Here is a 19,655-nt window from a genome sequence, read left to right as displayed (position 1 = left end):
TCGTACGGCGGGGCGGCCCGCAGTCCCTGCCCGACCGAGGGGAGTACGTATGACAGAGCCCGGGACCATGACCGAACCGGCGGCGGTGGCCGGGGACGGTGCCGTGATCGAGACACGGGGCCTCACCAAGCGGTACCGCGGCGGCCAGCTCGCCGTCGACGGTCTCGACCTCGATGTCCCCGGCGGCAGCGTCTTCGGATTCCTCGGCCCCAACGGCTCCGGGAAGACCACGACCATCCGGATGCTGATGGGTCTGATCGATCCGACCTCCGGCACCGCACGGGTCCTCGGCCACACCATGCCAGGCGCGGCCCGCTCCGTGCTCCCACAGGTCGGGGCGCTGATCGAGGGGCCCGCCCTGTACGGCTTCCTGAGCGGCCGGGACAATCTGCTGCGCTACGACTCCGCCGACCCGGCCGCCGATCCGCGCACCCGCCGGGCCCGCGTCGGACAGGCCCTGGACCGGGTCGGGCTGGCCGCGGCGGCCGGCAAGAAGGCCAAGGCGTACTCCCTCGGCATGAAGCAGCGCCTCGGTCTCGCCGCCGCCCTGCTCCAGCCGCGCCGGCTGCTCGTCCTGGACGAGCCGACCAACGGCCTGGACCCGCAAGGGATGCGCGAGATCCGCACCCTGGTCCGGGAACTGGCGGCCGAGGGCACCACCGTCTTCCTCTCCTCCCATCTCCTCGACGAGATCGAGCAGGTCTGCACCCATGCCGCGGTGATGGCCAGGGGGCGGCTGATCACCCAGGGCCCGGTCGCGGAGCTGGCCGCGGGCGCCCGCGGCCGGCTGGCCGTCACCACCCCCGACCCGGGTGACGCCGCCCGCGTCCTCAAGGAACGGGGCGTCACCGGCATCACGGTCGACGGCGACCGGGTGAGCGCCGAGGCCCCGGCGGGCGACGTCGAACTCGCGGATCTCAGCGCGGCGCTCGTGCACGCCGGAGTACGCCTGCGGTTCTTCGGCGTCGAACGGGCCTCGCTGGAGGACGCCTTTGTCGCACTCACGGGAGAAGGTTTCGATGTCGCAGGCTGAGGTTGCACGCGCAGCGGCGGATGGGCCTGGCGGATCGGACGGGCCTGGTGGACCGGGCGGGCCTGGCGGACCGGGCGGGTCCGGTGGGTCGGGCAGGGCGGCCGGGACGACCGGACCGGGCAGGGCGCGCAGCCGGCTCTGGACGTTCGGCATCCTCCGCTCCGAACTGACCACCACACTCCGCCGCTGGCGCACTCTCGCGCTGCTCGGGGTGCTGGCCGCCGTTCCCGTGCTGATCGGGATCGCGGTGAGGATCGAGACGAACCACGGCTCGTCGCCCGGACCGCCCGGTGGCGGAGGAGGCCCCGCGTTCCTCTCCCAGGTCACCAACAACGGCCTCTTCCTGGTCTTCGCGGCCCTCGCGGTGACGCTCCCGGTCTTCCTCCCGATGGCCGTCGGGGTCGTGGCGGGCGACTCGATCGCGGGTGAGGCCAACGCCGGAACCCTGCGCTATCTGCTGGTCGCCCCGGCGGGCCGGACCCGGCTGCTGCTGACGAAGTACGTCTCCGTCCTCACGTTCTGCCTGGCCGCGACCCTGGCGGTGGCGGTCTCGGCGCTGGCCGTGGGTGCGCTGCTGTTTCCCGTCGGCGAGGTCACCACGATCTCGGGCACCCGGATCGGCTTCGGCGAGGGGCTGCTGCGGGCCGGGCTGATCGCGGTGGTGGTCGCGGCGTCACTGATCGGATTCGCGGCGGTCGGGCTGTTCGTCTCGACCCTCACCAGCAGCGGGATCGCGGCTATGGCCGCCACCGTCGGACTGCTGATCACCGTGCAGATCGTGGACACGATTCCGCAGCTGAGCGGCATCCATCCGTATCTCTTCCCGCACTACTGGATGTCGTACGCGGACCTGCTGCGCGACCCGCTCCACTGGGACGAGGTGGTCAAGAACCTGGGACTTCAAGGTTTGTACGCGGCGGTGTTCGGCTCGGCGGCGTGGGCGCGTTTCACGGCGAAGGACATCACCGCCTGATGTACGGCGCATCGCCCTCGTGCCGTCGGCCGGGCGAACCGTCCCCCGATCGGCTCGTCGCGGCACGAACGGCACGACCGGTGCGAATGACAGGAACGATACGACACGGCACGTTCCGTTTCCGCCTCAGTATTGTTCGACTTTTGGCGACGGACTGTCAATAACGATTGGCTCAAACACACCTATGCTCACCGAATGATCACATCGCCGAGTTCACTGCGCCGCAGTGAGAGATCACGGCGCGCGACCCTGGCAGCCGCCCTCGAACTGTGCACGGAGAAGGGGTACGGCCGGGTCACGGTCGAGGCCATCGCGGCCAGAGCGGGCGTCAGCAAGAAGACGATCTACCGCTGGTGGCCGTCAAAGAGCGCGGTGATGCTGGAGGCGTTCACCGACGCGCTGGTCGGTACGACGCCGTTCGTCGACACCGGTGACATCGCTGCCGACCTGCGGGCCAATGTGACGGGCGCGGTGAAGCTGCTCTCCACGCCGCCCTTCGGGCCCGCGTACGCCGGGATCCTCTCCGAGGTTCACCACGACGACGCATTGGCGGAAACTGTTCGTTCGAAGCTGATCGATCCCCGGTTCGAGGAGGCGGTGGCCCGCCTGCGCCGGGCTCAGGAACAAGGCCAGATTCCGCCGGGCGCCGACCTTCCGCTGGCGGTGGAGATGCTGTACGGCCCGGTCTACTACCGCCATGTGCTGCGCAAGCCCGTGCAGGACGAGGAGACGATCGCGGCCCTGGTCGCGCATGTGCTGCGGGCGCTCGGGGCGCCGGAGCCGCGCTCTTCGGAGGGCGGCAACGCGGGAAGCGTGCGTGCCAGGGCGTGGCCGCCCGGTCAGAGGCCACCCGACAGACTCTGAGGCGGGAAGGCGGCCCGAGGGCGGCAGCAGGCGGGGGGCGTCCACGGAACGAGGGCGTGATCCGTACGGTCACGCCCGCCGGGCCGCCCTCTGCGCGGTCGGACCTCCGCCCGGTCCGACACCCGCTCGGCCGAACACCCGCTCAAGCACCTCGGCGACCCCGTCGCCCTCGTTCGACGACGTCACCTCGTCCGCCGCGGCCCGCAGGTCCGGATGGGCGTTGGCCATCGCGACGCCGTACCCGGCCGCGCGGAACATCGGCAGGTCGTTGGGCATGTCCCCGAAGGCGATCGCCGTACCCGCGTCCACGCCCAGGAACCCGGCGGCCAGCGCGAGCCCGCTGCCCTTGTCGACGCCGTACGGCTGCAATTCGACGGTGCCGGGGCCGGAGAGCGTGACGGAGACGAGATCACCGACCGCCGTACGGGCGGCCTCGGCCAGCGCGTCGTCGGTGAGCTCCGGGTGCCGGATGAGCACCTTGATGACCGGAGCGGACCACAACTCGCGGCGATGGCGGGTGCGTTGGGCGGGGAGGGTGGGATGGGGCATCAGATATCCCGGCTCGATCAGCGTCCGGCCCTCGGCACCGTCCTGGTCGACGGCCGCGTGGACCGGCCCCACCCGGGCCTCGATCTTGCCGAGTGCGGTGTCCGCGGCCTCCCGGTCCAGGGTGACCGCACGCACGATGCGGCCGGTCCCGGCGTCGTACAACTGGGTCCCCTGCCCGCAGACCGCCGGCCCCCGGTAGCCCAGCCCGGCGAGCAGCCCCCGTATGCCGGGCACGGGCCGCCCGGTGACCACGAGATGCCGGGCCCCCGCTCGTGCGGCCAGCGCGAGCGCCGCACGGGTGCGGGGGCTCACGGTGTCGTCGCGGCGCAACAGGGTGCCGTCCAGGTCCGTGGCGACGAGGGCGTACGCGGGTGGGATCGGCATGGATCAAGCCTAAGGTCGGCCCGGTGCGCACACGTCCGCGTTGACAGGCGACGGCCGACTGCGTGTAATGAAAACGGTGTCGCGTGACGCCGGCCAAAGAGCAGTGGGCCGGCCGGTGATCGGGCGAACACCCTTCATTCAAGGGGTCCGCGATGAGTTCCAGCTCCGCACCCTGCATCTGACGCAACGACAGCACGGCCGCCGCACGTCGTCGCCGGCCGTCAGATCCTCCAGCGCTGCGCACTCTCTCGCGCGCCCTGCGCCGTCCGCCCCACGCCGTGCGCAACCGCCCCGCGCCGTCCGCCCCGCGTAACCGGAGCGTGGACGCGCACCACGATCACCCGTTCCCGCAGATCACCGCGGCTCCGGCCGCACCCGCGACCCATGGAGACACAGATCCGTATGCCCACATCCTTCAATCAATTGGTCATCGAGGAGTTCCGCGCCAATGGAGGAAAGGTCGGTGGCCCCTTCGAGGGCGGCGACCTCCTCCTGCTGACGACCACGGGCGCGAGGTCGGGGAGGGAGACCACCATCCCTCTCGGCTACGTCCGGCACGGCGATTCACTGCTGATCGTTGGTTCCAACCTCGGGGCCCCGGCCCACCCCGACTGGTACCACAACCTGCTCGCCCACCCCGTGGTACGGGTGGAGCTCGGCACCCGTACCTTCGAGGCCCTCGCGGTCCCGGCCGAGGGAGCGCGGCGCGAGGAACTGTTCGCGCACGCCGTGGGAGCGGCGCCCGGATACGGCGACTACCAGGCCCGGACCGCCCGGCCCCTGCCGGTCGTGGTCCTGGAGCGCGCCGACCCCGACGGCTGGGAGGCTCCCGGTGAGGTCGACAGCCTCGCCGACAAGGTCATGGAGGTCCACACCTGGCTGCGGGGCCAGTTGCGTCAGGTGAAGGCGGAGGCCGACGCCCACTTCGCCGTACGGGCGGCCCACCGGGGCCCCGGTGAACCACCGGCCCCGGACCTGGGGCTCCAGATCAGGCAGCGCTGCCTGGCGTTCTGCCATGCGCTGGAGTTCCACCACACCAGTGAGGACGCGCACCTGTTCCCCGAAATCGCCCGCCATCACCCGCACTTGACCGACACGTTCGCCCGCCTCGCCGACGAACACCGCACGGTCGCGCGCATCCAGGGCGAGGTGGCGGCACTCCTGGCGGACATCGGCATCGCGGATCCTGAGCGCTTCCGCACGGAGCTGGACAGGATGTCCAGGGAACTGAACGCGCATCTGGATTACGAGGAGGAGCAGATCCTGCCCCTGCTGGCCGGGATCCCATGGCCCCCGGCTCCTCCGGCCCCCGCGATTCCCTGAAGTGACTGAACCCGGCGGGGGCGGGTGCGGGGCGGAAGCCCTGCCGCTCGCCCCTATGGTTCGTCACGCCGATCGGGAGGCCGCCGGACACGCTGAATAATCCATCAGTATGAAAATGATGTTTGGTGGTGTCCTGGTCGGGTTGGGATTCGGGGCGGCCACATCGCTCGTCAACGCGCTCTCCTCCCCGTACGCAGAGCTCGGCGCCCCGCTCGTGGGCACCGTCTGGGCCGGTGCCGCCAAGGTGCTCAGTCTGCTGATGGATGCCGGCTGGGCATGGGCCGCGCTGCCTGTGGCGTTGGGCCGACTGGCCGGGACGCGCGTCCGGGGCGCGTCGGTCGGGGCCCTGGCGCTGATCGCGGCCACGGGGGCGTACTACGTGACGGACGCCTTCGCCCAGGATGAACCGCTGGCCTTGTACACGACGGAGATGGTCAGGTGGTGGGCGGCGAGTGTGCTGTTCGGGCCGGTCCTGGGTGTGGTGGGTACAGCCATCGGACGGCCGGGACTGATCGGCCTGCTCGCCGCGTCGACCGTGCCGGTGGGTGCCGCCGTGCAGATGGCCGTGCTGCCGTCCCGGCCGCATCTCGCCTCGACCCCGGCGAGCGTTGTCGCCGAGGTCATCGTCTGGACGGCCGCCGCGCTGGGTATCGGCTGGGCTGTCCACCGCTTCTGGACGGTGAGGCGCGCGGCCATGGCCGGGTAGCGGAGCCATCGGGGAGACCCCGGCCTGGTGGCCAGGGCCCGTACTCGGCGAGCCGGACCGGATTCCCCGAATCTTCGCGGACGGTGGTACGTCCCGCTCGGCTCACCCGGCCGGGCCGGTCACTGGACGCAGAACTCGTTGCCCTCGGGGTCGGCGAGTACGGCCCAGGTGCCCCCCGGCTCCGCCACCCTGCGGAGCTCCGTCGCGCCCAGCTGTTCCAGCCGCTCCACCTCGGCCTCGCGCCGGTCCGGTCCCGCGTGCACGTCCAGGTGGAGGCGGTTCTTCACGGTCTTTGCCTCCGGTACGCGCTGGAAGAGCAGCCGTCGTCCGAGCCCCATTCCGCTCTCCTTCTCGTACGGATCGTCCGGGTGCCGGACCGCGATGAGATCGCGCCAGACCCGGCGGCCGTCGACCAGGAGCGTGGCCGCCTCCGGGGCCGCCCCGAGGCCGAGCAGCCGGTCGATCAGCTCGCTGTTGTCCTCGACCAGGTAGCCGAGGGCCTCGGCCCAGAAGGCGGCCTGGGCGTGCGGGTCGGACGAGTCGATGACGAGTTTCCAGTGCAGGGTCATGGAAACCTTTTATAGTGGTTACGTGATCGAGTCGGCAATGGGCACACCGGACCTGATCCGCCGTACGCCGGAGAGCCGCCCCTGCCGCGCCGACCGGCCCCCCCGAACGGACAGGAATCCCCCCACGTTCCGGACCCCGGCACGCTCGTGAAAGACGCGAGCAACGGTGACCGGGGAGAGAGAGTTCCGCGGGCTCGCCGGCCCGTACTGGTCCCTGCGGCCGGTCGGTGGCGGTCCCGAGTGGGAAGCCGAACCCGAGTGGGTCCGCGCGCTCACCCCCGCCGAGCGGCTGAGTGCCGAGAACGCCTTACGGAACCTCAGAAGCAGCCGGGGCGGAGTGTGAGTGAAACCGGCCCCGGATCAGTACCTCGCCGAGGTGCACGCGGGTGACGGGCAGTTGACCGTCCATGGCTGACGCACCGGCCGAGTTGCGTGCGTGGGCCGTCGACGGCGAACGCCGGCAAGTCCCGCCGGGGTGCGCCGCCGTGGCAATCGGGGCGGCACACCCCGGCGGGGCGTAGATCACCCGGTCTGTTCCCGCAGGTCCGCTGCGGGGGTGGGCGCGGGCATGCGCCAGGCCACGACCGCACCGGCCGCGAGCCCCACGAAGGCCAGCAGGGTGGCAACCAGGAACGGATCGAGGGAATGCAGGGCCGGAGCGAACCCGATCCCGACGCAGACTGCCACCCCGGTCGCACCGCCCAGCTGGTCAGCCGCGCGCTGGACGCCCGAGGCGATCCCGGCGTCGTCCTCGGTGACGCCGCTGACCGCGACGTACTGCAGCCCCACGATGCCGAACCCCATCCCGGCCGCGATCAGGAGCATGGCCGGGACCATCGCCACCCCGCCTGCCTCAAGGGCCGAGACGAGCGCGATCGCGGCCATCGCGGCCGCGGTGAACCCGATGCCGGCAAGCACACATGCGCGTGCTCCCCAGCGGCCCAGCAGACGAGGCACGAGCATGGAGAACGTGATCAGCGAGACCGCCAGAGGCAGCATCGTCAGGCCCGCTCCCAGCGGGCCGATGCCCAACCGGTCCTGCAGATAGAAGGTGAACAGCAGGAACGAGGTCGACAACGCCCCGCTCAGCAGCATCGTGGCCAGGTTGGCCGCCACACGCGTGCGGTTGGCGAAGAAGCGCCGTGGCAGCAGCGGGTTGCGTGAGCGTGCCTCGACCCGCACGTACCCGGCCCCGGCGGCCACCGCCCCGGCCAGCGCCCCCGGGACCACCCATGCGGGCGTTCCGGGTTCACCGGCCTCGACCACGCCGAAGGCGAACAGCAGCGGGCAGGCGGTCAGCAGCAGCGCGCCGGGAAGGTCCAGCGGCGGGGCGTCCTCGGCCACGGGCCGGCCACCCCCGACCAGGAGGACGGCTGCCGGCAGCACGACCAGGAGGAACGGGACCGAGGCCAGGAAGATCCACCGCCATCCCAGGTGGGCGGTGATGATTCCGGACAGGAAGAATCCGAGCACGAGACCGCAGCTGGCCACCGCCGCCCACACGCTCAGGGCCCGCGACCGGCGCGGACCTTCGGGGAACATCAGGACGATGGTGGCCATCGCGGCAGGCAGCGCGATGGCCTCACCGGCGCCCTGCAGCAGGCGCGCGACCACCAGCAGCGCAAACGTGGGGGCCAGGCCCGCCAGTAGCGACGCGATGCCGAACAGGCCGCTGCCGAGCAGCAGTACGCGCCTGCGCCCGAGCAGGTCGCCCAGTCGGCCACCGAGCATCAGCATCCCGCCACCGGCGACCGTGTACCCGACCACGACCCAGGTCAGAGCGTGCCCGTCGACGTCGAAGTCGGCGCCGATCGAGGGCAGGGCGATGTTGACCACGGTCACGTCGACCGCGACGAAGAACTGCAGCATGGACAGCGCGCACAGCACCAGCCATGCGCGTGCAGGGGACGGGCTGTGCCCGCGTGAAGAAAGGATGCCTGGAAGCATCAGGTGCTCCGTTGCTCAGAGGAAGCTCCGAGCAGCACGAATGTGCCGCTCCGGTCTGATCACGAAGCGGCTGGACGTCCAGGAGGAGTGGGTGAGTCGAACGCCCCGCCGCTAGCGGGACGTCCTGGTCACCGCGGCGCAAGCGGCCGCGCACGAAGCAGCAGACATGCCGTGGACGCTACCAGGGAGGTGTACGGGTGTCAGGTATCCGCCTGATGCCTCATGCCCTCACCCGTAGGTCCGTTCGCCGGAGTTCCCCGGGCACCGGGAGCCTTTCGTCGCGGAGCACGCCTGTCTGCGCAACCTCCCCGGAGGCGAACAGAGTTGAGGCTCCTTCAGTAAGAGAGCGGCGCCGTCCGGCGGCGGGTGAAGCGCCGTGGTCTCCGCCGGAGTGCCGGGTCAGTGCCGTGCCGCAGGGCTTTCTCAGTGCCCTGTTGCCGCAGCCATGCGTTCCTGCTGCACGGCGGTGAGTGCACGGACCACGACGATGCCTGCCACGGCCGCGGCCACGACGGCTGCGTCGACCAGCAACAGGAGCCGCACGGACGTGTAGGCGCGCTCGATGATGTCGTCCGTGGAGCCGGTGGACATCAGCCCCAGTCCGCTCACCATTCCGGCCAGCCACAGCCCCCACCACCAGTTCACGGCCCGCGGCAGCGGTTCGCCCGGGGCGCTCTGGTGGTGGACGTCCGCGACGATCCCGCGGGGCACCCACAGGTTCATGACGGGGACGATCCAGCCCGCGTAGACCCATGGCCAGGCGTAGCGCGGCGCCTGGCCCGAAAGGACGCGCGCGTTGTCCCTCATGCGCGACAGCCATACGAGGAAGGCGGCGGCGCACAGGAGCGTTGACGCATCCCCCAGGGTGCTGACGCTGTGGTAGGCGTCCTCCAGCCCGGTCAGCGGGCGGTGCCAGCCGTCGCCCTGGTCCGGCGGCCCGGAAGGCGGCAGCCCCGCAGTGGCAAGCCGGACCTGCCATACGGCCCGCGCCGCCCAGGCGGCGCCGGCGAGGACGAGGCCGGCGACCGCGCAACGCGCCGCTCCCCGGACCGGACGCAGAGCGGGCTGTGCGATGTCATCGTTCACCCGGCCATCCTGACCCACACCAAGTCCTTGATGCCAGGCCGGGTTTGCCCCCGTGGCTCAGGGCGGGGCTCCGTGCTGTCACCCTTCTGTTCCGGGGTCATGGAAACCTTCTACAGTGGTTACGTGATCGAGTCGGCGCAGGGCACACCGGGCCTGATCCTCCATACACCGGAGGGCCGCCCCTACCGCTTCGATCCCGGCGCCCTGTGCCTGGAGCTGCTGCCCACCGGCGGGTATGCGTCGGACCGGGCGCACGAGGTGGTGCGCACCCGGTACGCCGCGTACGAAGTGCTGCACACCCCCGCCGACCTGGTGAGATGGGCGGGCGAGAGCCGGCTGCCGGATGGCCTGTGCCTCTCGGTGAGCGCGGCGGAGCTGCGCCGCGCGCACGAACTGCGCGCCGCCCTGTGGACTCTGGCCGTCGCCCGTGCGCACGGCCGCCCCCTCGCCCCGGCCCACCTCGCCACGGTGAACGATGTGGCGGCCGGGCCCCCGCTCGTCCCCCGGGTCGACATCGGCTCCGGCCGCCTCGCGTGGGCCCCTGACGCCACCGGGAGCGCCCTTCTGTCGACCGTCGCCCGTGACGCGGTGGAGCTGTTCACCGGTCCGTACGCCGACCGTGTCCGCGAATGCGGCTCCGAGATGTGCAAGCTGCTCTTCGTCGACACCTCCCGGCCGGGCAGGCGGCGTTGGTGCGCGATGGAGCGCTGCGGAAACCTCCACAAGGTACGGGCCCACCGCGCCCGGCACTCCGCGACTGACTGAGGAGGGCCATCCCCGTGGTCACGAGGCCATGGACCAGGGGCCGGGGGAGTGGGGCTGCGGGCATGCCTCGATGACGTGGACGCGGTGCGGGGAATCGGGGCCGGGCGGGCGGGCCCGGTCCACGCCGGCGTTCGCGTGGGCGGTGGGTGAGGTCCCGAACGCGAGGAAGGACAGCGTGGACAGGGCCGCGACGGCGGTGCGCAGGAGCACGCGGGAGTTCCCGGACGTGTGCGTGGATCGGCTCATAAATATCAGGAAAATATAAGCGGGTAGTAGTTCCGGGATTGCCCGGCGCGACGCGCTCAGAGCCGCCTGAATGCCGTATCGCTCAGGTGGTCCAGGTAGGCCCCGACCGCCCGGCTGTCCGCCGCCGGTGCGATCAGTCCCACATGGTTGTCCGGACGGACTAGGACGAGGGTGTCGGTGCCCGGCTCGATGCCGTACGCCGTACGGGCATGGCCCGCCTCGTCGGTCAGGCCGGCGGGGCCGTCCGCGCCCACCCCGTACACCCGCACCGCGTCGCCGTACGCCGCCTCCGTCGCCCGTAGCGCGTCCGCCGTGCCCGGGCCGAAGCCCAGCAGGGTGAAGTGCGGTCCGGCGAACGCCTCGAAGAGGCGGACCGGTGCGCCCGTTCCGGCGTCGTGGCAGGGGGCGTCCGGGGCGCGGTCGCCCGCCCGCAGGCGGGTGGTGGAGCCCGCGGGGGAGAGCGAGCTCCAGTGGTAGCCGCGGGTCAGGCCCGTGGTTTCCGCGGTGACCGCCGTGTCCAGGCCGCCGCCCGGCCGCCTGATCGCTTCGAGGGTGGCCCGCAGGCGCTCGGAGGTGATGTCCAGCGTCCAGGAGGCCACCGGCAGCCGCTCCTCCTCGTACGTGTCCAGCAGGGCCGGATCCGCCGCGCCAGTGACGACCCGGGCGAGCTTCCAGCCCAGGTTGAACGCGTCCTGGATCCCGGTGTTCATGCCCAGCCCGCCCGCGATGGAGTGCACATGGGCCGCGTCGCCGGCCAGCAGGACGCGACCCACCCGGTAGCGGTCGGCCAGGCGCTCGTTGACCCGGTACGTGGACAGCAGGTCGGCCCGCGACAGGTGGCTGCCCGGCAGTCCGGTGTGCTTGGCGAAGAGCCGGCGGAAGCTCTCCAGAGAGGGCGGTACGGGCGCTCCCGTCCGGTCCCGTTCCGGCCCGGCCTGGAACCACCAGCCCGACCGCGTACCCGGGATCGGGCACAGCAGCACGGCGCCGTCCTCGTCGAACCACTGGTGCCAGTAGCCGCGGTCGAGGCCGTCCGCCTCCACGTCCCCGCAGACCATCATCTGCTCCTCGGCCGTCTTCCCCTCGAACGGGACACCGAGCAGCTTGCGTACCGCGCTGTGGCCGCCGTCGCACCCCACCACGTACCGCGCCGCGAGGCTCCGGCCGTCGGCGAGGGCGACCGTCACAGAGTCGGGCCCCGTCGCCAGCCCGGTTGCCTCCGCGCCCAGTTCGACCTGCACGCCGTACTCCGCCAGGCGGTCCCGCAGGATCTCCTCCAGCCGCCACTGGGCGATCAGCCACGGCCGGTCGTACGGGGCGTCCGGCGTCGGGTGCGACGCCTCGAACGGGTCGGCGTCGGCGACCGGCAGCCCGTCGCGGTACTTGCGCATGGGCAGCGGAGCCGAGCCCGCCGCCAGGACCCGGTCCACGACCCCGAGATCCGCCAGGACCTCCAGGGAGCGGGGGTTGGGGCCCTTGCCCCGCGAACTGCGCGGAAATTCCGGTGACTTGTCGATGATCCGTACGTCGACGGAGCGGCGGGCCAGGTCGCAGGCCAGGGTCAGGCCGGTCGGGCCCGAGCCGACGATCAGTACCTGGGCGGTGGGCGGGGGTGTGGACATGCGGACTCCTCGGTTGCGTTCCGTGGATCTCCAGGGAAACGCAACCAAGTTAAAAAAGCAACCTGGTAACTAAATATCTGCGGCGGTCTCGCGGGCGTCGTAGGTGGCGCGGGCCGCAGCGATCTCGTGTCGGTGCTCCCGTCGGGATCTCGGCGGTGACGGCGGTGTACGGGATCGCGTCGGCAGGTGCGGACGGCTCGCCCGGAGCCGCCCTGGCGGCCTATCGGGCGGCGCTCGTCGTGCCGGTGGTGATGGTGGCGGCCGGGGTGCTGGTCACTGCCTCGGGGCTGCGCCGGGGGAGGCCGAAGCGGAATCCCCGGCCGGTGGTGTCTGCCGCGTCGGCCGGGTCGCCAGCCGTGCCGCGGCGGTCTGCGCCCGAGCCCTCGTCCGCCGCGCCGTCCGGAACGCGTCCCACGTCAGCAGGGTGAGCGCCAGCCACACCAGGGCGAAGCCGGCCCACCTCTCCGGCGGCATCGCCTCGTGGAAGTACAGGATGCCGAGGACGAACTGGAAGACCGGCGCCAGATACTGCAACAGGCCCAGCGTGGAGAGCGGCACGCGGATCGCCGCCGCCCCGAACAGGACGAGCGGTATGGCCGTGACGATGCCCGTCGAGGCCAGCAGCAGCGCATGGCCGGGGCCCTCGGAGGTGAACGTCGACTCGCCCCGCGCGCCCAGCCACAGCAGATAGCCGAGCGCGGGCACGAACAGCACGGCGGTCTCGGCGGTGAGCGACTCCAGGCCGCCCATGTCGACCTTCTTCTTCACCAGGCCGTACGTCGCGAAGGAGAACGCCAGCGTCAACGAGATCCAGGGCGGCCGTCCGTAACCGATCGCCAGGACCAGCACCGCCGCGACACCGGTGCCGACCGCCACCCACTGCGTGGGGCGCAGCCGTTCGCCGAGGAGGAGCACGCCCATGCCGATGGTGACCAGCGGGTTGATGAAGTAGCCGAGCGACGCCTCGACCACGTGACCGCTGTTCACGGACCAGATGTACAGGCCCCAGTTGACCGTGATCACGGCCGCCGCGACCGATATCAGGCCGAGTTTCTTCGGCTGCCGGATCAGCTCGCCGATCCAGGACCAGCGGCGCAGCACCAGCAGCGCGATGCCGACGACCCCGAGGGACCAGACCATGCGGTGGGCGAGGATCTCGATCGCGCCGCCGGGTTTCAGCAGCGGCCAGAACAGGGGGACGATGCCCCACAGGCCGTAGGCGCCGATACCGGACAGCAGTCCGGCCCGCTGTTCATTCGTCCCTTTCACGGGCCCCTCCTGGTGTGTCTGTGTCGGCGCTCCGCGTCCCTCGCTCCGTCGACTGCACGACGGTAGCGCCGGGAGGGCCCGATGTCATAGCCGTATCGTCATACGGTCATGACAAGAGGGCCTCTGAGGCGTGAGGGGGAGGAGGGGCCGGAGTCACGCTCCGGCCACCGCGGTGGCGACGGTCTCGGCGAGCGTCGTCGTCGGCCGGCCGATCGGCCGGGCCAGGTCGCCGGCGTACGGCCGGCCGGCGGAGAACAGCCGGCGGGCGGTCAGTCCGGCTGAGGTGCTCGCCCCTCCTCCAGCGTCCGCAGCGCCCGTGAGACGTCGAACGGCAGGATCGTCACCGCCACGTGCGGCAGCTGCGCCAGCGTCTTCGCCATCTGCTCGCCCGTGCCCCGGTGCAGCAGCTTCCCGAGCACGTTGCTGTACGTGCGCCGGGGTACCAGCACCGTCAGCCAGGTGTTCCCGTCCTCCGTCGTGCGGGACGCGAGCTCCTTCATCGCGTGGCGCAGCCGACGGTCCGGGCACTCCACCAGCTCCAGGGAGACGGAGGTGGCGGCCGTCGCCTCCCACCGGGCGGCCAGCCGCCTGCCGTACGCCTCGTCGATCGCGAAGTGCACCGCCCGGATCTCGTCCGGGCGCAGCTCATGGGCGTACCGCAGGGCCTTCAGCGCCGCCAGGTCGAGCGTCTCGACCAGCACGAAGACCAGATGGCGGCGGAACCGCGGCCGGTCGGCGCCCGGGGCCTGGATGCTCTGCAGCGCCGCCGCCTCGTGCCGGTACTCGCGGTTGATCCGCGTCAGCGCCCAGACCCCGAGCGGGAAGACCACCACGACCAGCCAGGCTCCCTCGGTGAACTTCGTGACGGCGAAGATCAGCACCACGGCGGCCGAGATGACCGCGGTGAGCCCGTTGACCGCGATCTTCAGCCTGCGGTGCGGTTCCCGGCGCCGCAGGTGGTACGCGGTGAGGCCGGCCCCGGCCATGGTGAACGCGGTGAACACGCCGATCGCGTACAGCGCCACCAGCCTGTCCACGCTGGCGCCGGTCGCCAGCAGCAGCGCCAGCGAGACGACGGTCAGCGAGATGATGCCGTTGGAGAACGCCAGTCGGTGCCCGCGCCGGGTCAGCACCCGGGGCAGGAACCGGTCCTCGGCGACGAAGCTGGCGAGATAGGGGAAGCCGGTGAAGGGGGTGTTGGCGCCGGTGTAGAGGATCAGCGCGGTCGCCAGCTGTACGAAGACCAGCCCGGCCGTGCCGACCGGTCCGTCGCCGAACGCGAGATGGGCCTCCTGCGCGATCACGGTCGGGGTGCCGTCGATGTACGGGACCGCGTGGGTGAAGTGCGCCAGCGTGGAGACGCCCAGCACCAGGGTGCCGAGGACCGCGCTCATGGCGATGAGGGTGCGCCGGGCGTTGCGGCCCTGGGGTTCGCGGAACGCGGAGATGCCGTTGGAGATCGCTTCGAGCCCGGTGAGGGACGAGCCGCCGTTGGCGAACGAGCGCAGCACGATGAAGAGCGAGGCGCCGTAGAGCCAGCCGCTGCCCGGGGTGCCGAGCGGCACGACCCCGTCGGCGTGCAGATCGGCGCGCGGCAGTTCGCCGGTGAGCCCGCGCAGCGCGGCGACGAGGAGGACGAGGCCGACCGCGGCCATGAAGAGGTAGGCGGGCAGCGCGAAGGCCCGGCCCGCCTCGCGGACCCCGCGCAGATTCCCGTACGCGAGCAGCACGATGACGGCGACGGAGACCGGGAGCTGGAGATGGTCCAGGCCGGTGAAGCTGCCGCCGGCCAGATGGGCGAGCGAGATCAGGGCGTTGGTACCGGCCGAGACCTGCACGGCGACGGTGACGATGTAGTCGACGAGCAGCGCCACGGCGGCGATCTGCGCGACGTTCGGCCCGAAGTTCTCCCGGGCGACGACGTACGACCCGCCCGCCCGGGTGTAGATCATCACGACATCGCTGTAGCAGAGCGTCAGGAGCAGCAGCACCAGCAGGATCGCGCCGGTCACCGGCATGAGCAGGGTGAAGGCCGCGGCACCGACGACGGGTACGAGGACCCGGAGCATCTCCTCGGAGCCGTACGCGGTCGAACTGACGCAGTCGGAGGCGAGCACCCCGAGCGCCGTCCGGTTGTTCAGCTTCTCCTCGCTGATGCGCTCGGTGGTGAGTGCCTTGCCGAGCAGACGCGTCTTGATGCGGTACGCGGGGCGGTCCAGGGTCATGGCCACATGGTGCGCGGTGGCCGGCCACGCCCCCGGACGCAATCGCCGGACGGGCCGAAAATCAGCCCGTCCGGCGACGGAGAAAGCATCGGGCAGCCGCAGTGTTCAGCCGACGACGGTCCAGTTGTCGTTGCCCGCGAGGAGCGCGGCCAGGTCGCCCTTGCCGTCTCTCTCGACGGCGGTGTCGAGCTGCTCGGCCATCTGCGCGTCGTAGACGGGCCGCTCGACGCTGCGCAGCACCCCGATGGGGGTCTGGTGCAGGGTGTCGGGGTCGGCGAGGCGGGACAGTGCGAAGGCCGTGGTGGGGCTGGCGGCGTGCGCGTCGTGGACGAGGATCTGCGACTGGTTCTCCTCGGTGACCGCGACGACCTCGAGGTCGCCGGTGGCCGGGTCGCGTACGACTCCCTTGTCGTTGTCCGCGCCGAAGCGGATCGGCTGCCCGTGCTCCAGCCGGATCACCGCGTTCTGTGCCTGGTCCTTGTCCTTGAGGACCTCGAAGGCGCCGTCGTTGAAGATGTTGCAGTTCTGGTAGATCTCCACCAGTGCCGTGCCCGGGTGGTCGGCCGCCGCTCGCAGCACACCGGTGAGGTGCTTGCGGTCGGAGTCGATGGTGCGGGCGACGAAGGACGCCTCCGCGCCGATGGCCAGGGACACCGGGTTGAAGGGGGCGTCGAGCGAGCCCATCGGCGTCGACTTGGTGATCTTGCCGACTTCGGAGGTGGGGGAGTACTGCCCCTTGGTGAGCCCGTAGATCCGGTTGTTGAAGAGGAGGATCTTGAGGTTCACGTTGCGGCGCAGGGCGTGGATGAGGTGGTTGCCGCCGATGGACAGGGCGTCGCCGTCGCCCGTGACGACCCAGACGGACAGGTCGCGGCGGGAGGAGGCGAGTCCGGTCGCGATGGCCGGCGCGCGGCCGTGGATGGAGTGCATCCCGTAGGTGTTCATGTAGTACGGGAAGCGGGATGAGCAGCCGATGCCGGAGACGAAGACGATGTTCTCCTTCGCCAGGCCGAGCTCGGGCATGAAGCCCTGGACGGCGGCGAGGACCGCGTAGTCGCCGCAGCCGGGGCACCAGCGGACTTCCTGGTCGGACTTGAAGTCCTTCATGGACTGCTCGGCCTCGGCCTTGGGCACCAGCTGGAGGAGTTCGTTGGTGTCAGGCATCGATGGCCTCCTTCAGAGCCGTCGCCAGCTGTTCGGCCTTGAACGGCATACCGTTGACCTGGTTGTAACTGCGCGCGTCGATCAGGTACTTGGCCCGGATGAGCGTGGCCAGCTGGCCGAGGTTCATCTCGGGCACGATGACCTTCTCGTAACGCTTCAGCACCTCGCCGAGGTTCCTCGGGAAGGGGTTGAGGTTGCGCAGATGGGCCTGGGCGATGGGCTGTCCGGCGGCGCGCAGCCGGCGGACGGCGGCGGTGATGGGGCCGTAGGTGGAGCCCCAGCCCAGGACGAGGGTGCGCGCCTGGTCGGGGTCGTCGGCCTCGATGTCCGGGACCTCGATGCCGTCGATCTTGGCCTGCCGGGTGCGGACCATGAAGTCGTGGTTGGCGGGGTCGTAGGAGATGTTGCCGCTGCCGTCCTGCTTCTCGATGCCGCCGATGCGGTGTTCGAGGCCGGGGGTGCCGGGGATCGCCCACGGGCGGGCCAGGGTCTCCGGGTCGCGCTTGTACGGCCAGAACACCTCGGTGCCGTCGGCCAGTTCGTGATTCGGGCCGGTGGCGAACCGGACGCGCAGGTCGGGGAGTTCGTCGACCTCGGGGATCTTCCACGGCTCGGAGCCGTTGGCGAGATAGCCGTCGGAGAGAAGGAAGACCGGGGTGCGGTACGTCAGCGCGATCCGGGCGGCGTCGAGCGCGGCGTCGAAGCAGTCCGCCGGGGTCCTGGGGGCCACGACCGGGACCGGGGCCTCGCCGTTGCGCCCGTACATCGCCTGGAGCAGGTCGGCCTGCTCGGTCTTGGTGGGCAGACCGGTGGACGGGCCGCCGCGCTGGATGTCGATGACGATCAGCGGCAGTTCCAGGGAGACGGCCAGCCCGATGGTCTCCGACTTCAGGGCCACCCCGGGCCCGGACGTCGTCGTCACCGCGAGCGACCCGCCGAACGCGGCGCCCAGCGCGGCGCCGATGCCCGCGATCTCGTCCTCGGCCTGGAAGGTGCGTACGCCGAAGTTCTTGTGCCTGCTGAGCTCGTGCAGGATGTCGGAGGCCGGGGTGATCGGGTAGGAGCCCAGGTAGAGCGGCAGATCCGCCTGCCGGCTCGCCGCGATCAGCCCGTAGGACAGCGCCAGGTTCCCGGAGATGTTGCGGTACGTACCCGTCGGGAAGGTCTGCGAGGCGGGTGCCACCTCGTAGCTGACGGCGAAGTCCTCCGTCGTCTCCCCGAAATTCCACCCGGCCCGGAACGCGGTCACGTTCGCCTCGGCGATCTGCGGCATCTTCGCGAACTTGGCGCGAAGGAATGCCTCGGTCCCCTCGGTCGGGCGGTGGTACATCCAGGACAGCAGCCCGAGCGCGAACATGTTCTTCGAGCGCCCGGCCTCCTTGCGGGAGAGCCCGAACTCCTTCAGCGCCTCGATCGTGAGCGTGGTCAGCGGCACCGGATGGACGCTGTACGCCTCCAGCGAGCCGTCCTCCAGCGGACTGGTCGCGTAGCCGACCTTCGCCATCGGGCGCTTGGTGAACTCATCGGTGTTCACGATGATTTCGGCACCGCGCGGCACATCGCCGATGTTGGCCTTGAGGGCGGCCGGGTTCATCGCGACCAGGACGTTCGGTGCGTCGCCCGGGGTCAGGATGTCGTGATCGGCGAAATGCAGCTGGAACGACGAAACCCCCGGCAGGGTGCCTGCGGGGGCGCGGATCTCGGCGGGGAAGTTCGGCAGCGTGGAGAGATCGTTCCCGAAGGACGCGGTCTCCGAGGTGAACCGGTCACCGGTGAGCTGCATACCGTCTCCGGAGTCACCCGCGAAACGGATGATCACCCGGTCGAGACGGCGGATCTCCTTCTCGCCGGCGCCCGCATGACCGGGACCGGGGGCACGCTGTCCCCCGACGAGCGCCTCGCTGGCCTCATCGGCCTGTCCGGCTGGGCTACTGACCTGGCTGGTCACTGAACTGGACCTCCCTCGGGGCGGCGGCTCGGGACCGGCCGGCCCGCCGACGGTCCCAAGGCCCACCCTACGACGGTAAGGGTCGCCTTCCCTGGACCGGTCATATGGTGGACGTCGTTTTGAGACGCGATTCGATACCGGTTTGTCATGCTTTGCAAGCCCCCCAGCCGTTCGACGATGACGCTGTGCGCTCATTCTTTGGTTCTAGGCCCCCTGGCCGGCCGCCGCGGCGGCCGGCCAGGGGGGCATGGCGCTTCCGCACCGGCCCTCACCAGGTACCTGACAGAGTGTCAGTCGATCAGGAGTTCAGATAGGTCAGTACCGCCAGTACCCGGCGGTGATCCCCGTCACTGGGGGACAGGCCGAGCTTCAGGAAGATATTGCTGACGTGCTTCTCCACGGCACCGTCGCTCACCACCAGCTGCCTGGCCACCGCGGAGTTGGTCCGCCCCTCCGCCATCAGGCCGAGCACCTCGCGCTCGCGCGGCGTCAGCCCGGCCAGGACGTCCTGCTTACGGCTCCGGCCCAGCAGCTGGGCCACGACCTCCGGGTCCAGCGCCGTGCCGCCCTGCGCCACCCGGACCACCGCGTCCACGAACTCCCGGACCTCGGCGACCCGGTCCTTGAGCAGATACCCGACACCCCGGCTGGATCCGGCCAGCAGCTCGGTGGCGTACTGCTCCTCGACGTACTGCGAAAGGACCAGGACCCCGATCCCGGGATAGTCCTTGCGCAGCCGCACCGCCGCCCGCACACCCTCGTCGGTGTGGGTGGGCGGCATCCGTACGTCGGCGACCACCACATCGGGCAGCGCGTCCTGTCCCGCGAGATCGTGCACCGTCTTGATCAGCGCCTCGGCGTCCCCGACTCCGGCGACGACGTCATGCCCGAGATCGGTCAGCAGCCGGGTGAGCCCTTCCCGAAGCAGTACCGAATCCTCGGCGATGACTACTCGCACCCTGTCCTCCACCATGACGCTCTA

17 protein-coding genes and 1 pseudogene are annotated in these 19,655 nt (G+C 71.0%); 7 read left to right on the top strand and 11 right to left on the bottom strand.

The annotated features are described in order from the left end of the window. Positions 1–49 precede the first annotated feature (49 nt). The 3 genes from ACF08M_RS09525 (at position 50) to ACF08M_RS09515 (ending at position 2,870) form a co-directional block, all read left to right on the top strand. Positions 50–1,033 carry an ABC transporter ATP-binding protein gene (locus tag ACF08M_RS09525; protein ID WP_392184642.1) on the top strand — a complete coding sequence of 328 codons (984 nt, stop codon included), beginning with the start codon at positions 50–52 and terminating at the stop codon, positions 1,031–1,033. Continuing rightward, positions 1,020–2,006 (top strand): ABC transporter permease, encoded by a 987-nt coding sequence (locus ACF08M_RS09520; protein ID WP_392184641.1) that lies wholly within the window; start codon positions 1,020–1,022, stop codon positions 2,004–2,006. The genes ACF08M_RS09525 and ACF08M_RS09520 overlap by 14 nt, the downstream gene beginning before the upstream one ends. 195 nt (positions 2,007–2,201) lie before the next feature. Further along, a complete protein-coding gene (locus ACF08M_RS09515) occupies positions 2,202–2,870 on the top strand; it encodes a TetR/AcrR family transcriptional regulator (protein WP_392184640.1) in 669 nt (222 codons plus the stop codon). 69 nt (positions 2,871–2,939) lie between these two features. Here ACF08M_RS09515 and ACF08M_RS09510 read toward each other — a convergent pair whose 3' ends face one another. Continuing rightward, entirely contained in the window at positions 2,940–3,803 is an 864-nt protein-coding gene (locus tag ACF08M_RS09510) for an HAD family hydrolase (RefSeq protein WP_392184639.1), read from the bottom strand. Between the two features lie 402 nt (positions 3,804–4,205). Here ACF08M_RS09510 and ACF08M_RS09505 point away from each other — a divergent pair, with 402 nt between their 5' ends. Beyond that, positions 4,206–5,126 carry a nitroreductase/quinone reductase family protein gene (locus ACF08M_RS09505; protein WP_392184638.1) on the top strand — a complete coding sequence of 307 codons (921 nt, stop codon included), beginning with the start codon at positions 4,206–4,208 and terminating at the stop codon, positions 5,124–5,126. 109 nt (positions 5,127–5,235) lie between these two features. Further along, entirely contained in the window at positions 5,236–5,832 is a 597-nt protein-coding gene (locus ACF08M_RS09500; protein ID WP_392184637.1) for a hypothetical protein, read from the top strand. A gap of 119 nt (positions 5,833–5,951) precedes the next feature. Here ACF08M_RS09500 and ACF08M_RS09495 read toward each other — a convergent pair whose 3' ends face one another. Beyond that, positions 5,952–6,401, bottom strand: a complete 450-nt coding sequence (locus ACF08M_RS09495; protein WP_392184636.1) for a VOC family protein — start codon at positions 6,399–6,401, stop codon at positions 5,952–5,954. An 81-nt stretch (positions 6,402–6,482) separates the two neighbouring features. On the opposite strand from ACF08M_RS09495, the pseudogene ACF08M_RS09490 reads away from it, so the two are divergent. Continuing rightward, a pseudogene (locus ACF08M_RS09490) lies at positions 6,483–6,744 on the top strand (hypothetical protein). Between the two features lie 179 nt (positions 6,745–6,923). Here ACF08M_RS09490 and ACF08M_RS09485 read toward each other — a convergent pair. Together ACF08M_RS09485 and ACF08M_RS09480 are read right to left on the bottom strand one after the other, a co-directional pair. Continuing rightward, entirely contained in the window at positions 6,924–8,276 is a 1,353-nt protein-coding gene (locus ACF08M_RS09485; RefSeq protein WP_392184808.1) for an MFS transporter, read from the bottom strand. A gap of 495 nt (positions 8,277–8,771) precedes the next feature. Next, the gene (locus ACF08M_RS09480) at positions 8,772–9,434 is read right to left on the bottom strand and encodes a DUF4328 domain-containing protein (RefSeq protein ID WP_392184635.1); all 663 of its coding nucleotides are present in this window, start codon (positions 9,432–9,434) and stop codon (positions 8,772–8,774) included. Between the two features lie 99 nt (positions 9,435–9,533). On the opposite strand from ACF08M_RS09480, the gene ACF08M_RS09475 reads away from it, so the two are divergent. After that, positions 9,534–10,199 carry a CGNR zinc finger domain-containing protein gene (locus tag ACF08M_RS09475; protein WP_392184634.1) on the top strand — a complete coding sequence of 222 codons (666 nt, stop codon included), beginning with the start codon at positions 9,534–9,536 and terminating at the stop codon, positions 10,197–10,199. An 18-nt stretch (positions 10,200–10,217) separates the two neighbouring features. Here ACF08M_RS09475 and ACF08M_RS09470 read toward each other — a convergent pair whose 3' ends face one another. The 7 genes from ACF08M_RS09470 to ACF08M_RS09440 all read right to left on the bottom strand — a co-directional run bounded on the left by ACF08M_RS09470 (position 10,218) and on the right by ACF08M_RS09440 (position 19,646). Then, on the bottom strand, positions 10,218–10,445 hold the full coding sequence (locus ACF08M_RS09470; RefSeq protein ID WP_392184633.1) for a hypothetical protein: 228 nt from the start codon (positions 10,443–10,445) through the stop codon (positions 10,218–10,220). A gap of 56 nt (positions 10,446–10,501) precedes the next feature. After that, a complete protein-coding gene (locus ACF08M_RS09465) occupies positions 10,502–12,067 on the bottom strand; it encodes an FAD-dependent monooxygenase (protein ID WP_392184632.1) in 1,566 nt (521 codons plus the stop codon). A 273-nt stretch (positions 12,068–12,340) separates the two neighbouring features. Next, the gene (gene rarD / locus ACF08M_RS09460) at positions 12,341–13,336 is read right to left on the bottom strand and encodes an EamA family transporter RarD (RefSeq protein ID WP_392184631.1); all 996 of its coding nucleotides are present in this window, start codon (positions 13,334–13,336) and stop codon (positions 12,341–12,343) included. A gap of 269 nt (positions 13,337–13,605) precedes the next feature. Continuing rightward, positions 13,606–15,561, bottom strand: coding sequence for an APC family permease (locus ACF08M_RS09455; protein ID WP_392184630.1), 1,956 nt, complete (start codon positions 15,559–15,561; stop codon positions 13,606–13,608). A gap of 105 nt (positions 15,562–15,666) precedes the next feature. Further along, the gene (locus ACF08M_RS09450; RefSeq protein ID WP_392184629.1) at positions 15,667–16,725 is read right to left on the bottom strand and encodes a 2-oxoacid:ferredoxin oxidoreductase subunit beta; all 1,059 of its coding nucleotides are present in this window, start codon (positions 16,723–16,725) and stop codon (positions 15,667–15,669) included. Then, on the bottom strand, positions 16,718–18,673 hold the full coding sequence (locus ACF08M_RS09445; RefSeq protein ID WP_392184628.1) for a 2-oxoacid:acceptor oxidoreductase subunit alpha: 1,956 nt from the start codon (positions 18,671–18,673) through the stop codon (positions 16,718–16,720). Before ACF08M_RS09445 ends, ACF08M_RS09450 begins: the two co-directional genes overlap by 8 nt. Positions 18,674–18,971: 298 nt before the next feature. Beyond that, the gene (locus ACF08M_RS09440) at positions 18,972–19,646 is read right to left on the bottom strand and encodes a response regulator transcription factor (protein WP_305137553.1); all 675 of its coding nucleotides are present in this window, start codon (positions 19,644–19,646) and stop codon (positions 18,972–18,974) included. Positions 19,647–19,655: the final 9 nt, after the last annotated feature.

The organism is Streptomyces sp. NPDC015032 (assembly GCF_043080425.1).
Classification (GTDB): domain Bacteria; phylum Actinomycetota; class Actinomycetes; order Streptomycetales; family Streptomycetaceae; genus Streptomyces.
This window is presented reverse-complemented; position numbering and strand designations above follow the sequence as displayed.